Genomic DNA, 14,584 nt, shown 5'->3' on the forward strand with positions numbered 1-14,584 from the left:
CTGATCTGATACTACGGGCTGAAATATAAAGGATATAACTTTTTTTATGATTTTCAGCCTCTGAAAAGCCCCTGACGAATAACGGACTCACCGCATGGGGGTTGGGCGCATCAAGGAAACCTGGCGAGAACGCAGGCGCGCATCCAGGACTGGCCGCCAGGACGGCGGCCAGAGGGCGGGTCGAGACAGGGACAAAATTGCCGGGAGCAATTTTGAACAGCGCTTGCGCTGGCCCTGGAAGGGCGAGTCCCAGGGATGGGACGAGTAGCGTCGAGTCCCGCCCGGTCCGCCAGATGAAGCCGGAGTGGAGCGGACCGCGCAGCGGCAGGTTTTCAGCGCAATGCCGGGGGTGCAGGGGGACGGGCGAAACGTCCCCCTGCCCGTTCACACGCTGTGGATATAACGAATATCCGCGAATTTATCGTGAACGGAACAGACCACGGAATCTGAATGGGTGAAAACGAAAAATGCGTCATGCTCGCCAGAACCACCGATCGACAGAACCGCTCAGCCAGCCATAAACACAACTGACACCCCTTAACTGACCAGCATCAGGACGCAGGCAGGGCCTGTTCAGGCAGCGAACAAAGATGCAGCTTGAAGTATGATGGGTATATAGATTAACTTTATTGCAACATGAATGCTCACAACGCCGTAATGGCGACTTAATAAAAGGCATGTACCAATATGATTACGCTGTGGGGCAGAAATAACTCGACCAATGTGAAGAAAGTTCGCTGGGTACTGGATGAACTTGATCTCCCGTATCAGCAAATTCTGGCAGGCCTGGAGTTCGGCCTGAATCGTGATCCTGAATATCTGGCCATGAATCCTAATGGTCTGGTGCCGCTGCTGAAAGATGCGTCTACCGGCATTGTGCTCTGGGAATCGAATACCATTATTCGCTACCTGGCCGCGCAATATGGTCAGAATCGACTGTGGCTTGAGTCGCCAGCCGAGCGCGCGCAGGGCGAAAAATGGATGGACTGGGCCAATGGTTCGCTCTCTCCCGCCCATCGGCCGGTTTTAATGGGACTGGTAAGAACGCCGCCGGAAAAGCGCGATCCTGACGCAATCGACGCGGCTATCGCGCACTGCGAGACGCTGTTCGCTATTCTTGATGGCGAACTGGCGCAACATCAATGGCTTTCAGGCGACGCCTTCGGCCTGGGCGACATCGCCGTCGCACCGTTCGTTTATAACCTGCTGGAAACGGTGAAAACCTGGCAACCGCGCCCGCATCTGCAGCGCTGGTATCAGCAAATTAGCGCGCGTCAGTCCTGGCGCGATGTGATCGCGATCCCGGTGACCTGATTTAGCCCGTCGGGCTCACCTTCAGCAGTTCGCCGTTGGATTCGTCGGTTAAGACATACAGATAACCATCGGGTCCAACGCGCACATCGCGGATGCGTTTACCGCGATCGCGCAAAATTCTCGCCTGTTCAGTCACCTTATCGCCATCAACATTCAACACAATCAACGACTCATCCTTCAGCGCGCCGATAAACAGCTTATGTTGCCACTGCGGGAACCTCTGCGCATGATAAAAGGCCATACCGCTCACCGCCGGAGATTTTTCCCAGACAAACAGCGGCGCTTCGGTTCCCGCCACCACCTTGCCTTTCGCTTCCGGAATCGGCAAGCCGCTATAGTTAATGCCATGTGTCGCCAGCGGCCAGCCGTAGTTCTTGCCTTTTTGCGGAATATTAATCTCGTCGCCGCCGCGTGGCCCGTGCTCATTCAGCCATAGCGTATCGCTCCACGGATTCATCGCCATTCCTTGCGGATTGCGGATGCCATAAGCCCAGATCTCCGGCCTGACGCCGGACTGACCGACAAACGGGTTATCCGCCGGAACATTACCCTCCTCCGTCAGGCGCACCACTTTTCCCTGTAGCTTGTCCAGGTCCTGAGCGGTCGAACGCTGATTATTTTCCCCTAACCCGATAAATAAATGGCCATGACCGTCGAACACCAGCCGCCCGCCAAAATGATTTCCGGTTGACAGCTTCGGCTGCTGGCGAAAAACAACCCTGAAGTGTTCCAGGCTCAGGCGATCCTCGCTCAATCGGCCATAGCCCACGGCAGTCCCGGCTTTACCGTCGTTACCGCCTTCGGCATAGCTTAGCCAGACCCGGCGCGATTGGGGAAAATCAGGCGCCAGCGCCACGTCCAGCAGACCGCCCTGACCGTGGGCCCACACCTGCGGGACGCCGGATAGCGGAGATGAGAGGCCATTATCCTGCTGCCAGTGCCTGAGTTCTCCTCCACGGAGAGTAATCAGTATTCCCTGGTCATCGGGAAGAAAGGCCAGCGACCACGGGTGTTCAAGCTGGTTCTGCAGCACGTCCACCCGTTCACCGGCAGCAGCTGAAGCGGCGAGAAACAACAGCACGGAAAGAGCAATCAGGGTAACGGTCTGGCGCATGGCATACTCCTCGTGTCAGCGATGCTGATAAGAGTAGCCAGCGTGGGGAAACAGAAATAGATTTTTACATAACATTAATAAGGGGGAGCACGCTCCCCCCGGTTTCAGGCATGGGTAACTGGCGCTAACGCATTCAATTTATGAATATTTAACGTCAATACCGCCAGACAGCGTTCCAGCTTATCTACGTTGATAGCAATGTAAGCCGGGCAGTCATGATGCCCACTCATCAGGCATATGGCCGCAGAAGCAACGGCCTCACCCGCAAGTCGCAAGGATTCCCTTTCCTCCGGCGTGGCGGCGTACTGCAGGAGCGGTGCGTGTTCACGCATTTCATGACACAATTCAAACAAGTTATCACGCAGATGGTCGTTTTCGCTGACTGACATATAGCCTTTTGCTTTACGCAACTGCAGATAAGCATCAATGTCAATATTGGCGTTAATCAGCTTATTCATCAGGTTACGATATCGTCTGTCAACGGTCATCACAGGCCCTCCTCTGTCATCCTTTACCCTGTTTATAATATGGCTATTTTTTGTACAAAAGGATGCGTGAGATCAATAATCCTCAAGCCATTAACATCATTTACAATGTTGCAACGATGATAAAGCGTGTTTTTCCCGCTCGGTGTCGCGGTCAACGCAAAAAACGGGCCTCGCAAGGAGGTCCGCTATCCGTTGCAAACATTAAGTTGATATTCTTATTCGGGGGCCGATTAAGGAAAATCATCCGCATAAAAAGAAAAACTTATCGCGCGGCGCGAACAAGAAAACTAGTATAAACTTTCTGCCAATCCCGGTAGAATCCCTGCCCTCATCATCCCAATAACTGAACACTTTTTAAGCTATGAGCAATGTCACCCATCAGCCGAAAATCGGCTTTGTCTCTCTGGGCTGCCCGAAAAACCTCGTGGACTCAGAACGTATCCTGACAGAACTGCGCACCGAAGGGTATGACGTCGTTCCGACCTACGAAAACGCCGATATGGTTATCGTTAATACCTGCGGCTTTATCGATAGCGCCGTGCAGGAGTCTCTGGAAGCGATTGGCGAAGCGTTGAAAGAAAACGGCAAAGTGATTGTCACCGGCTGCCTGGGCGCGAAAGAAGATCAGATCCGCGAAGTGCATCCGAAGGTACTGGAAATCACGGGTCCGCACAGCTACGAGCAGGTGCTTGAGCATGTCCATCACTACACGCCGAAGCCGAAGCACAACCCGTTCCTGAGCCTGGTGCCGGAACAGGGGGTTAAGCTGACGCCGCGCCATTACGCCTACCTGAAAATCTCCGAAGGCTGCAACCATCGCTGCACCTTCTGTATTATTCCGTCAATGCGCGGCGACCTTGTCAGCCGTCCGATTGGTGAAGTGCTGGCTGAAGCCAAACGTCTGGCGGATGCCGGAGTAAAAGAGCTGCTGGTGATTTCTCAGGACACCTCTGCTTACGGCGTCGATGTGAAGCATCGCACCGGTTTCCACAACGGCATGCCGGTAAAAACCAGCATGGTGAGCCTGTGCGAAGCGCTGGCAGAACTGGGTATCTGGGTGCGCCTGCACTACGTCTATCCGTACCCGCACGTGGATGACGTCATCCCGTTAATGGCGGAAGGCAAGATTCTGCCATATCTGGACATCCCGTTACAGCACGCCAGCCCGCGAATTCTGAAGCTGATGAAGCGACCCGGCGCCGTTGACCGCCAGCTGGCGCGCATCAAACAGTGGCGTGAAATCTGCCCGCAGCTGACCCTGCGCTCCACCTTTATCGTCGGCTTCCCTGGCGAAACGGAAGAAGACTTCCAGATGCTACTCGACTTCCTGAAAGAAGCCCGTCTGGATCGCGTTGGCTGTTTCAAATACAGCCCGGTAGAAGGCGCGACCGCCAACGAACTGGCGGATCAGGTGCCGGAAGAGGTCAAAGAAGCGCGCTGGAACCGTTTTATGCAGCTTCAGCAGCAGATCTCCGCCGAGCGCCTGCAGGAAAAAATCGGCCGCGAGATTCTGGTCCTGATTGACGAAGTCGATGACGAAGGGGCGATTGGCCGCAGTATGGCTGATGCGCCGGAAATCGACGGCGCGGTGTATCTGAACGGGGAAAACAAACTCAGGCCCGGCGACATTGTGCGGGTAAAAGTGGAACACGCCGACGAATACGACCTGTGGGGCAGCCGGGTTTAATTCCGCTTTCTGAAATTATCCAGGGCGACAAAACGACGCCGCTCCCCAGGCCCGGTAAGCGCCAGTTAGCGCCGCCGGGCATATAAGCCACCGCATCCAGTGGTGGCTTATATCTTATCCGACCTGTGGTTCCGGCCGGGAATAACCCCGACGACAACCGCCCGCCTACTCAGCTTCCCGTTACCCTTTTATCTTCGGATCCAGCGCATCGCGCAGGCCGTCGCCAAGCAGATTAAACGCCAGCACGGTGAGAAAAATGGCAATCGCCGGGAACAGCGCTACGTGCGGCGCCATCACCATATCCGCCCGTGCCTCATTGAGCATCGCCCCCCACTCCGGGGTCGGCGGCTGCGCGCCGAGGCCAAGAAACGAAAGACTGGCGGCAGAGATAATCGATACCCCGATGCGCATAGTGAAATAGACCACAATCGACGATACCGTACCGGGCAGGATGTGATTAAACAGAATATTGGCATCGCTGGCGCCAATACTGCGCGCCGACTCGATAAACGTCTGCTGTTTAAGCACCAGGGTATTGCCGCGCACCAGGCGCGCGAATGCCGGGATCGAAAAGATCGCCACCGCAATGATCACGTTTGACATCCCGCTGCCCATCACCGCCACCACGGCAATGGCCAGCAAAATGCCGGGGAAAGCAAATAGCACATCGCAGATGCGCATAATGATACGATCCCACCAGCCTTCGTAATATCCAGCCAGCAGCCCGAGCACAGTGCCGATCGCTGCGCCAATCAGTACCGCCAGCACGCCAGCGGCCAGCGAGATCCGCGCCCCGACCAGTACCCGGCTAAAAATATCCCGCCCCAGCGAGTCAACGCCGAACCAGTGCGTCATCGACGGTCCATCATTGAGCCGATCGTAGTCAAAATAGTTTTCCGCATCGAACGGCGCAATCCACGGCGCAACGATCGCCACCGCAATCAGCAGCAGAACAAATATCCCCGCCCCCACCGCCACCGGTTGATGGCGGAAACGCCGCCAGAACTCATGCCACGGCGTACGTATCTGTCCAGGTTTCACCCCCGGCATCGCGTCGATAATCGCTTGTCTTCTCCAGTTGAGCAATCGCACCTTACTTATACCTGATAGCCGGATTAATGGCGGCATACAGTACATCCACCACTAAATTGATAAGAATAAATTCCAGAGAAAACAGCAGTACTTCCGCCTGGATCACCGGATAGTCGCGCATCTCCACTGAATCCACCAGCAAACGCCCCAGCCCAGGCCAGTTAAAGACCTTCTCCACCACGATTGAACCGCCGAGCAAAAAACCGAACTGCAGGCCCATCATGGTCACCACCGGGATCATCGCATTACGCAGGCCATGTTTAAGCACCACCAGCGTTTCGCGTACGCCTTTCGCCCTGGCGGTACGCATGTAGTCTTCATGCAGAACATCGACGAACGACGCACGGGTAAAGCGCGCCATCACCGCCGCCACCGCCGCGCCCAGCGTCAACGAAGGCAAAATATAATGCCGCCAGCTATCGGCCCCCACGGTCGGCAACCAGCCCAGTTCGACGGAAAAAACCTGCATCAGCAGCATACCGAGCGCAAACGCCGGAAATGAGATCCCGGTAACCGCCAGCGCCATGCCGAGACGATCCGGCCAGCGATTACGCCAGACCGCCGCCACAATTCCCGTCGCCATACCAAACAAAACCGCCCAGCTCATACTGGCGAGCGTCAGCCAGAGCGTGGGCATAAAACGGCTGGCGATTTCGCTGCTCACCGGACGGCGCGAAGCCATCGAGCTGCCAAAATCCCCTTGCAAAATATTGCTGATATAGTGCCAGAACTGAACATACAGCGGCTGGTCGAGCCCCAGTTGCTGGCGCACCATGCCCACCACCTGCGCATCCGCTTCCGGTCCGGCAATCAACCGCGCCGGGTCACCGGGCAGCATATGCACAAACAAAAACACCAGCACCGCCACAATCAGTAGCGTCGGGATCAGCCCCAGCAGGCGTTTAATTACATAATTGAACATGCTTCTCCTTGCGCAACCTACCCACAGCCTGTGTCAGGGAGCGATGGCTATCCCTGAACAGGTCATACTGCAGAATAGCGGTAAATGCGTAAATCCTGGTCACCAACGTAAGCAAGTGACCAGGACGGGCAACACACCGGCCTGAAACAGGTTTAGACATCCCAGAATGCGGCCCGTACTCATCAATCGACCGTCTATTTGTAGCCAATACATCTGCAATGTGAAATATCACGGGGAGACTACTGCAGATCCGCGTGATCGAAGCTAAATCCCGTATCCGGCTGGATATAGAACCCGGTCAAATTTTTACTGTGCGCCGAGACCAGTTTCTCCACCACCAGCGGCACCCACGGCGACGCTTTCCAGATGATGTCCTGCGCATCCTTATAAAGCCGCGCTTTTTCCTGCGTGTCAGTGGTTTTCAGCGCCTCCTTCAGATCTTTATCAACCTGAGGATTGCTGTAGAACGCGGTATTAAACAGAGTGGGCGGCCAGTTTTGCGAAGCAAACAGCGGCGACAGCGCCCAGTCGGCTTCGCCGGTCGACGCTGACCAGCCGGTATAGAACATCCGTACACCGCTCTCTTTCTGCCCTTTGTCTTCCACTTCCGCCGCGCGTTGCCCTGCGTCCATCGCCGTCAGTTGCGTTTTAATCCCCACCTGCGCCAGCTGCTGCTGGGTGAATTGCAGTACTTTCTGCGCGGTACTGTGGTTATGCGACGACCATAGCGTGGTGCTAAAACCATTCGGATAACCCGCTTCTTTCAGCAGCTCACGCGCTTTCGCCGGATTGTATGGCCAGGCGGGGAAGCTTACAGCATACGCAATCGATGGCGGCACCACGCCGGTCGCCGGGGTGGCATAGCCCGCAAAAGCCACTTTCACCAGCGCCTGACGATTGATCGCGTAATTAATCGCCTCGCGTACTTTCGGATTATCAAACGGCTTCTGCGTCACGTTCATGCTGATATAGCGCTGCATAATGGACGGGCTGGTCACCAGCTCCAGCTTACTGTTCTTCGCCAGCAGCGGGGCCTGCTCATAAGGGATCGGGAAAGCAAACTGCGCTTCGCCGGTCTGCAACATCGCCGCACGGGTGTTGTTATCCACCACCGGACGCCAGGTGATGGAATCCAGTTTTGGTAATCCCGGCTGCCAGTAGCCAGCAAACTTCTTCACTTTAACAAAATCGGTCTGATTCCAGGTGTCGAGCTGATACGGACCGGTGCCGACCGGATGAAAACCAATCTCTTTACCGTATTTCTTCAGTGCCGCCGGAGAAATCATCGCCGTCGCCGGATGGGCCAGGATATTAATAAACGCGGAGAAAGGCTGTTTGAGGGTGATTTTCACCGTTGTCGGGTCAACCGCTTCGGTGCTGGCGATATCTTTATACAGATTATAGCGCTTGAGGTGATTGTCCGGGTTGCTGGCGCGATCGAGATTGATCTTAACCGCTTCGGCATTAAAATCAGTACCGTCCTGGAACTTCACGCCCGAATGCAGCTTGATGGTATAAACCAGCCCGTCCGGGGAAACGGTATAGCTTTCCGCCAGCACGTTTTGCAGTTTCATGTCTTTATCAAGACCGAACAACCCTTGATAAAAGGACTTCGCCACCGCCTGCGATAACGTATCGTTGGCGTCGTACGGGTCGAGGGTCGTAAAGTTAGAACCGACCGCCACCACCACATCTTTTGCGGCAAACGCTGGCGTCACGACCAGCGCCGAAGCGATGCTTATTGCCAACAGCCATTTACCTGAAACACGTTGAGTCATGTTGTTCTCCTGAAATGCTGCGTTATTGATGTCGTTGTTATCTTGCCAGTACGTCGGCGACAGGTTCTCTGGCCACAAAATGCCCTGGCCCGACCTGCTGTAACGGCGTACCGATCCCCGCTTCCCCTCGTTGGTAGATATTGCCCGGCAGTTCGTCGGAGAGCAGTATGCGCTGCGGATGACGATGCGCCGGATCGGCCACCGGAACGGCGGCCATCAATTTCCGGGTATAAGGGTGTTGCGGCTGTTCAAACACGGCGCGGCGCGGGCCAATCTCAACAATGCGCCCGCGATACATTACCGCCACCCGATGGCTGATTCGCTCAACCACCGCCATATCATGGGAAATAAACAGAAATGCGATGCCCATCTCACGCTGTAAATCGAGCATCAGGTTGATAATTTGCGCGCGAATCGACACATCCAGCGCCGATACCGATTCATCGGCGATAACCACCTTCGGATTGAGCGCCAGCGCGCGGGCAATACAGATGCGCTGCCGCTGGCCGCCAGAAAACTCGTGCGGATAGCGCCACGCGTGCTCCGGCTCCAGCCCGACGCGCTCCAGTAGCCAGGCCACGCGTTCACGGGCTGCATCACCTGCCAGCAGCCGATGCACGCGTAGCGGCTCCATAATCGAATAACCCACCGTTTTCCGCGGATCAAGCGAGGCGTAAGGATCCTGGAAAATAAACTGAATATCGCGGCGCAACGCCTGAAGCTGACTACCTGTCAGGCGATCGATTTTCTGGCCGTTGAAAGTAATACTCCCGCCCTGGGTTTCCACCAGCCGCAGCAGCGCCCGGCCGGTCGTGGATTTACCGCAGCCGGACTCCCCCACCAGGCTTAAGGTTTCGCCAGGCCATAAATCAAAGCTGACTTTTTCAACCGCATGCACCTCACGGGTAATACGATTGAGAATACCGCTGCGCAGCGGGAAGCGCGCCACCAGATCGCGGACTGAAAGAATCGGTTCACCGGCAACGACGGTATTCTGCCCCTCTTCCTCCACACTTTGGTTTGATAACGGAAAACGACGCGGCAGATCGCTGCCATGCATCGCGCCCAGTCGCGGCACAGCCGCCAGCAGCGCCTGAGTATAAGGGTGCTTCGGCGCGCGAAAAATGGCTTCAACGCTACCGGTTTCCACCGCTTCACCACGATGCATCACCAGTACGCGATCGGCGATATCGGCCACCACGCCCATATCATGAGTTATAAAGATAACGCCCATCGCCATCTCTTTTTGCAGGACGGCGATCAGCTGTAAAATCTGCGCCTGGATGGTCACGTCCAGCGCGGTGGTAGGTTCGTCGGCAATCAGCACCGCCGGACGGCACGATAACGCCATGGCGATCATCACCCGCTGACGCATCCCACCGGAGAGCTGATGCGGATAGCGCGAAAGCATCGTTTCCGCTTCTGGTATCCGCACCTGATCGAGCATCTTTTTCGCTTCGCGAAGCGCCTCATCATGCTTTAAGCCTTGATGCAGGCGGATCGACTCGGCAATCTGTTCGCCGATAGTGAACACCGGATTCAGCGACGTCATCGGCTCCTGAAAGATCATTGCCATATCCGCGCCGCGCACTCTGCGCATGGCCGCATCAGACTGTTCGCTGAGCGAAATCACCTGTCGGTTACGACGACGCAGCAACAGCGCATCACTGCGTACTTCGCTGGTCGTCCGATCGAGCAGGCGCATTAATGCCAGCGCGGTGACCGATTTCCCCGAACCAGACTCCCCGACAATCGCCAGCGTCTCGCCTCGCCGCAGAGTGAATGAGAGGTTGCGAACGGCGACAAAAGTCTGCTGCTGGTTAAACGCGACGTTCAGACCGCGCACCTGCAGAACATCATTAGCATCGATTTCTTGACTCTGCAGCAACGCCCTTTCCTCTTATTCGCGATAAATACCAATCGTGGGCGTATCACCCGCATAACACCAGGCCCGGTACATGCCTTCGCTATTAAACGGCAGCGCCACGTTGCCTTCTCTGTCGATGGCAATCAGGCCGCCGCTGCCGCCCAGCGCGGGTAGCTTCTCCATCACTACCCGCTCACACGCCTCCTGCAGGCTAAGATGGCTGTACCCCATCAGCGCCGAAATATCGTAAGCCGCCAGCGCGCGTATAAAGACCTCGCCGGTGCCGGTACAGGAAACGGCAACGCTGGCGTTATTGGCGTAACAGCCCGCTCCCGGCAGCGGGCTATCGCCGACGCGCCCCGGTAGCTTATTGGTCATCCCGCCGGTTGAGGTCGCCGCCGCAAGGCTACCCGCCAGATCCAACGCCACCGCGCCGACGGTGCCCATTTTGTGCCGCTCATCCAGTGGCGCGGCGTGATGATCGAGCACGATATCGCCGCCCTCCTGCGCCCGCCGTAGCTGTAACAGGCGATCGGGCGTCGAAAACAGATCGTTTTCCACTCGCGTCATACCGTGGGAAGCGACAAAGTTTTCCGCGCCTTCGCCAATCAGCAACACGTGCGGGCTTTGTTCCAGCACCAGACGCGCCGCCAGCACCGGATTACGTAAATGTTTCACTCCCGCGACGGCTCCCGCCTGTAAACTGTAGCCATCCATCACGCAGGCATCGAGCTCATGAGTGGCATCGCGGGTAAACACTGAACCAATACCGGCGTTAAATAATGGGCACTCCTCCAGTAGTCGAACCGCCTCGGTCACCGTATCCAGCGCACTGGCCCCGGCAGCCAGCATTTTTTGTCCGCTATCGACAATCGCCGACAGCGCCGCCACATACTCCTGTTCGCGTTCCGGCGTCATCTGGGCGCGGGTAATCGCCCCCGCGCCGCCGTGAATTGCTATAACCGCCTTACCCATTGCGCCATTCCTTAACCATAAAGTGTATACACACAATCATTCGAGATGCATCAAAGCGACAAAGGAAGAAATCCCCAGAAGCATAGATAACTATGTAACAGGGAGTTCTGAGCTCAGCCGACAAAGAGGCAGCTTAAAAGATAACGTGTATAAATATCATTATCTTGCTGACAGTCCTATACAATTTTTGAATATAGAAAGAGCAGACATTGATGTAAAGCTTGTACTCAGATGGCATATAGCCCGCCTCTCTTTTCTGCCATAATAGGCGTTTTCGATGTTTGCCCGCAGGAGAAAACCATGGATTTTACCGCCGGACTGATGCCGCTCGACACAGCCCTGACCCAGATGCTCAATCGTATTACGCCGCTGGATGCGACGGAAAACGTACCGCTGTTGCAGGCCTTTTCGCGCGTGACCGCCCATGACATTATTTCACCACTTAACGTTCCCGGTTTTGATAACTCGGCGATGGATGGTTATGCCGTACGCCTGGTGGAACTCACCGACGGCGCGGTGCTGCCGGTGGCGGGCAAAGCCTTCGCGGGTCAGCCTTTTCACGGCGTCTGGCCCGCAAATACCTGTATCCGTATTATGACCGGCGCGCCCGTGCCGGAGGGCTGTGATGCGGTGGTCATGCAGGAGCAGACCGAACAAACCGATACCGGCATTCGCTTTATCGCCCCGGTGAAAAACGGGCAGAACATTCGCCGTCTTGGGGAAGATATTGCCTGCGGAGCGGTCGTTTTCCCTGCCGGAACCCGTCTGACCGTCGCCGAACTGCCGGTATTAGCCTCGCTGGGGATCGCTGAGGTTACCGTGATACGTAAAGTGCGCGTCGCGGTTTTCTCCACCGGCGATGAGCTACAGCTACCGGGGCAGCCGCTCGCCGACGGGCAGATTTACGATACCAACCGTCTGGCAGTGCATCTGATGCTGCAGGCGCTGGGCTGCGAGGTCATTAACCTCGGCATTATTCCCGACGATCCGGCCAAACTGCGCGAAGCCTTTATTCAGGCAGACCAACAGGCAGATGTGGTCATTAGCTCCGGCGGCGTTTCTGTCGGCGAGGCGGACTACACGAAAACGATCCTTGAAGAACTGGGTGAAATCGCCTTCTGGAAGCTGGCGATTAAACCGGGCAAACCTTTCGCTTTCGGCAAACTCAGCCACAGCTGGTTCTGCGGTCTGCCGGGCAACCCGGTTTCCGCCACGCTGACCTTCTATCAACTGGTACAGCCGCTGCTGGCGAAGCTATCGGGCAACATCGGGCAGTCACAAGCGATGCGTCTGCGCGTGCGCGCCGCTTCACCCCTGAAAAAATCGCCGGGGCGCCTCGATTTTCAGCGCGGCGTGCTGCAACGCAACCCGGACGGGGAACTGGTGGTGAACAGCACCGGCCACCAGGGCTCGCATATTTTCAGTTCATTCAGCCTCGGCAACTGTTTTATCGTACTGGAACGCGAACGCGGCCATGTTGAAGCCGGTGAATGGGTGGAAGTTGAGCCGTTTAATCATCTGTTCGGAGGCATGTAATGGGCACAGAGCTGAGCGATGCGGAAATGCTGCGCTATAACCGACAAATCATTCTGCGCAATTTCGATTTTGACGGTCAGGAGCAGTTGAAAGCCTCCAGCGTGCTGGTTGTTGGCCTGGGCGGGCTCGGCTGCGCTGCCGCGCAATATCTGGCGGCGGCTGGCGTCGGTCAGCTCACCCTGCTCGATTTCGACACCGTGTCGCTCTCCAACCTTCAGCGCCAGATCCTGCACAGCGATGCCGCCATCGGTCAGCCGAAGGTTAACTCAGCCCGCGCGGCGCTGGCGCGAATTAATCCCAACGTTAAGCTCACGACGCTAAACGCATTGCTGGAAGAAGAGGCGCTATCGGCGCAAATCGCCGCCCACGATCTGGTGCTCGACTGTACCGATAATGTTTCTATCCGCAACCAGCTTAACGCCGGATGTTTCCGCCATAAAACGCCGCTGGTTTCCGGGGCTGCGATTCGTATGGAAGGGCAAATCAGCGTCTTTACCTGGGGAGAAAACGAACCCTGCTACCGCTGTCTGAGCCGCCTGTTTGGCGAAAACACCCTTACCTGCGTCGAAGCAGGAGTAATGGCGCCGCTGGTCGGCACCATTGGTTCGTTACAGGCGATGGAAGCCATTAAGATACTGACCCACTACGGCAGCCCCGCTGTCGGCAAAATCGTGATGTATGACGCGATGCGCTGCCAGTTTCGCGAAATGAAGCTGCTGCGGAATCCGCAATGTGAGGTGTGCGGTACGCCTTAGCCCCTCTCCGGCGGTACTTTCCGCCGGATTATTTGTGACCGCCCGCGACTTTTCCCTCCTGCTTTTATCCCTCACCCGGCTTGTTGACTTATATCAATGTAACTTTCATTCGAAAGTCATTTAATCTTCATATGCAAAATAAAGGGTGAAATATGATCTTCAATATTCAGCGTTACTCAACCCATGATGGCCCGGGGATCCGCACCGTCGTGTTCCTCAAAGGTTGCTCGCTGGGCTGCCGCTGGTGCCAGAACCCTGAAAGCCGCGCCCGCGCGGCGGATTTGTTGTATGACGCTCGTCTTTGCCTTGACGGCTGCGATCTCTGCCAACAGGCCGCGCCGGATGTGATGACCCGCACGCTGGATGGCCTGATTATCCACCGGGAAAAGCTCACCGCTGCGCATATCGGCAAGCTGCGCGACTGCTGCCCGACGATGGCATTAACGGTCTGCGGCGAAGAGAAAAGCGTCGAAGAGATTATGACCACGGTATTGCGGGATAAACCCTTTTACGATCGCAGCGGCGGCGGCGTCACCCTTTCCGGCGGCGAGCCATTTATGAACCCGGAACTGGCCCGCCAGTTGTTTGCCGCCAGCCGCAGCGCGGGGATCCACACCGCGGTCGAAACCTGCCTGCACGTACCGTGGAAATACGTTGAACCTTCCCTGCCTTTTATCGACCTGTTTCTCGCCGACCTGAAGCATGTCAATGAAGCCATTTTCCGTCAGTGGACCGACGGCAGCGCCCGCCGGGTGCTGGAAAACCTGCAACGGGTCGCGCAGGCGGGAAAGAAGCTCATCATTCGCGTACCGCTGATTCAGGGTTTTAACGCTAACGAAGCCGATATTACCGCCATTACCGATTTTGCCGCTGACCGTTTAAAGGTCGGGGAAATTCACTTCCTGCCCTATCACACGCTGGGAATGAACAAATATCAATTACTTGGTCAGCCCTATACCGCCCCGGATAAACCCCTTGCCGCCCCTGAACTGCTCACTTTCGCGCAGCATTACGCGCAAAGCAAAGGTTTAACGGCGACTTTACGAGGATAAGCTT

Annotated in this window: 12 protein-coding genes; 5 read left to right on the forward strand and 7 right to left on the reverse strand. The window is 56.2% G+C overall.

Features of this window, described 5'->3' with window-relative positions; translation table 11 throughout:
• Positions 1 to 687: 687 nt before the first annotated feature.
• A complete protein-coding gene (locus tag FE839_RS09215; RefSeq protein ID WP_138360535.1) occupies positions 688 to 1,314 on the forward strand; it encodes a glutathione S-transferase family protein in 627 nt (208 codons plus the stop codon).
• A 1-nt stretch (position 1,315) separates the two neighbouring features.
• Here FE839_RS09215 and FE839_RS09220 read toward each other — a convergent pair whose 3' ends face one another.
• Both FE839_RS09220 and bssR read right to left on the reverse strand, forming a co-directional pair.
• Positions 1,316 to 2,428, reverse strand: a complete 1,113-nt coding sequence (locus FE839_RS09220; protein WP_138360536.1) for a PQQ-dependent sugar dehydrogenase — start codon at positions 2,426 to 2,428, stop codon at positions 1,316 to 1,318.
• Positions 2,429 to 2,532: 104 nt separating this feature from the next.
• Positions 2,533 to 2,916, reverse strand: a complete 384-nt coding sequence (gene bssR, locus FE839_RS09225; RefSeq protein ID WP_138360736.1) for a biofilm formation regulator BssR — start codon at positions 2,914 to 2,916, stop codon at positions 2,533 to 2,535.
• A 361-nt stretch (positions 2,917 to 3,277) separates the two neighbouring features.
• On the opposite strand from bssR, the gene rimO reads away from it, so the two are divergent.
• On the forward strand, positions 3,278 to 4,603 hold the full coding sequence (rimO, locus tag FE839_RS09230; protein WP_138360537.1) for a 30S ribosomal protein S12 methylthiotransferase RimO: 1,326 nt from the start codon (positions 3,278 to 3,280) through the stop codon (positions 4,601 to 4,603).
• A gap of 180 nt (positions 4,604 to 4,783) precedes the next feature.
• Here rimO and gsiD read toward each other — a convergent pair whose 3' ends face one another.
• The 5 genes from gsiD to iaaA all read right to left on the reverse strand — a co-directional run bounded on the left by gsiD (position 4,784) and on the right by iaaA (position 11,237).
• Positions 4,784 to 5,695: a glutathione ABC transporter permease GsiD gene (gene gsiD / locus FE839_RS09235; RefSeq protein ID WP_138360538.1), complete on the reverse strand. Its 912-nt coding sequence runs from the start codon at positions 5,693 to 5,695 to the stop codon at positions 4,784 to 4,786.
• A gap of 1 nt (position 5,696) precedes the next feature.
• On the reverse strand, positions 5,697 to 6,617 hold the full coding sequence (gene gsiC / locus FE839_RS09240) for a glutathione ABC transporter permease GsiC (protein WP_138360539.1): 921 nt from the start codon (positions 6,615 to 6,617) through the stop codon (positions 5,697 to 5,699).
• Between the two features lie 239 nt (positions 6,618 to 6,856).
• Positions 6,857 to 8,395 (reverse strand): glutathione ABC transporter substrate-binding protein GsiB, encoded by a 1,539-nt coding sequence (gsiB, locus tag FE839_RS09245; RefSeq protein WP_138360540.1) that lies wholly within the window; start codon positions 8,393 to 8,395, stop codon positions 6,857 to 6,859.
• 37 nt (positions 8,396 to 8,432) lie between these two features.
• Entirely contained in the window at positions 8,433 to 10,283 is a 1,851-nt protein-coding gene (gene gsiA / locus FE839_RS09250; RefSeq protein WP_138360541.1) for a glutathione ABC transporter ATP-binding protein GsiA, read from the reverse strand.
• Between the two features lie 12 nt (positions 10,284 to 10,295).
• The gene (gene iaaA, locus FE839_RS09255; protein ID WP_138360542.1) at positions 10,296 to 11,237 is read right to left on the reverse strand and encodes a beta-aspartyl-peptidase; all 942 of its coding nucleotides are present in this window, start codon (positions 11,235 to 11,237) and stop codon (positions 10,296 to 10,298) included.
• 300 nt (positions 11,238 to 11,537) lie between these two features.
• Between iaaA and moeA the strand changes: the two genes are divergently transcribed.
• From moeA to FE839_RS09270, 3 genes are all read left to right on the forward strand, one after another.
• On the forward strand, positions 11,538 to 12,773 hold the full coding sequence (moeA, locus tag FE839_RS09260) for a molybdopterin molybdotransferase MoeA (RefSeq protein WP_138360543.1): 1,236 nt from the start codon (positions 11,538 to 11,540) through the stop codon (positions 12,771 to 12,773).
• Positions 12,773 to 13,528 (forward strand): molybdopterin-synthase adenylyltransferase MoeB, encoded by a 756-nt coding sequence (gene moeB, locus FE839_RS09265; RefSeq protein WP_138360544.1) that lies wholly within the window; start codon positions 12,773 to 12,775, stop codon positions 13,526 to 13,528. The genes moeA and moeB overlap by 1 nt, the downstream gene beginning before the upstream one ends.
• A 152-nt stretch (positions 13,529 to 13,680) precedes the next feature.
• On the forward strand, positions 13,681 to 14,580 hold the full coding sequence (locus FE839_RS09270; RefSeq protein ID WP_138360545.1) for a glycyl-radical enzyme activating protein: 900 nt from the start codon (positions 13,681 to 13,683) through the stop codon (positions 14,578 to 14,580).
• Positions 14,581 to 14,584: the final 4 nt, after the last annotated feature.

It is taken from the genome of Klebsiella indica, from assembly GCF_005860775.1.
GTDB lineage: Bacteria > Pseudomonadota > Gammaproteobacteria > Enterobacterales > Enterobacteriaceae > Klebsiella > Klebsiella indica.

Excerpts from the sequence above, each read along its gene's own strand:
- FE839_RS09215 (WP_138360535.1), top strand. The coding sequence starts at position 688 with ATGATTACGCTGTGGGGCAGAAATAACTCGACCAATGTGAAGAAAGTT.
- FE839_RS09220 (WP_138360536.1), bottom strand. The coding sequence starts at position 2,428 with ATGCGCCAGACCGTTACCCTGATTGCTCTTTCCGTGCTGTTGTTTCTC.
- bssR (WP_138360736.1), bottom strand. The coding sequence starts at position 2,916 with ATGACCGTTGACAGACGATATCGTAACCTGATGAATAAGCTGATTAAC.
- rimO (WP_138360537.1), top strand. The coding sequence starts at position 3,278 with ATGAGCAATGTCACCCATCAGCCGAAAATCGGCTTTGTCTCTCTGGGC.
- gsiC (WP_138360539.1), bottom strand. The coding sequence starts at position 6,617 with ATGTTCAATTATGTAATTAAACGCCTGCTGGGGCTGATCCCGACGCTA.
- gsiB (WP_138360540.1), bottom strand. The coding sequence starts at position 8,395 with ATGACTCAACGTGTTTCAGGTAAATGGCTGTTGGCAATAAGCATCGCT.
- iaaA (WP_138360542.1), bottom strand. The coding sequence starts at position 11,237 with ATGGGTAAGGCGGTTATAGCAATTCACGGCGGCGCGGGGGCGATTACC.
- moeA (WP_138360543.1), top strand. The coding sequence starts at position 11,538 with ATGGATTTTACCGCCGGACTGATGCCGCTCGACACAGCCCTGACCCAG.
- moeB (WP_138360544.1), top strand. The coding sequence starts at position 12,773 with ATGGGCACAGAGCTGAGCGATGCGGAAATGCTGCGCTATAACCGACAA.
- FE839_RS09270 (WP_138360545.1), top strand. The coding sequence starts at position 13,681 with ATGATCTTCAATATTCAGCGTTACTCAACCCATGATGGCCCGGGGATC.